The following is a 357-nucleotide window of genomic DNA, read 5'->3' as shown; positions in this document are numbered from 1 at the left end:
TCCCTCATTAACTCCAAGTTTTCATCAGAGATTTCTTGATATATCTCAGCATGATTACATTTCTTGACCCATTTTCCATAAAGGTGAAGCCGAGTTACCATCACTCTTTCAGCAAGCTCTTGTTGCTCCTTCCCAAGGGATCGAATAAAACGTTTCCCATCTGCTGGTTTGTTTGATGCAACAAAATTATAGAACCACGTGTATTTAGGTGGATTCATCTCATACAACTGATGAAGAACAGTCCTCACAGCCTTGTATGTGAAATAATTGAGTATTTGCTTTTTGACATCATGAAAAGTGTCCTCATATTGACCACCGAGCTCATTGACAATAGTGAGTCTCTTAGTCTTCTCCTTG

The 357-nt window shown here is 38.9% G+C and carries 1 protein-coding gene; it reads right to left on the bottom strand.

The features are described 5' to 3' along the window. The coding region (locus tag L9G74_RS23925) for a chaperonin family protein RbcX (protein ID WP_238898533.1) at window positions 1–248 on the bottom strand (248 nt) is incomplete at its 3' end. Window positions 249–357: the final 109 nt, after the last annotated feature.

This window comes from Shewanella electrica (assembly GCF_022321485.1).
Classification (GTDB): domain Bacteria; phylum Pseudomonadota; class Gammaproteobacteria; order Enterobacterales; family Shewanellaceae; genus Shewanella; species Shewanella electrica.
Note: the sequence above shows the minus strand (reverse complement) of the source record. Positions and strands in the feature narration are given on the sequence as shown.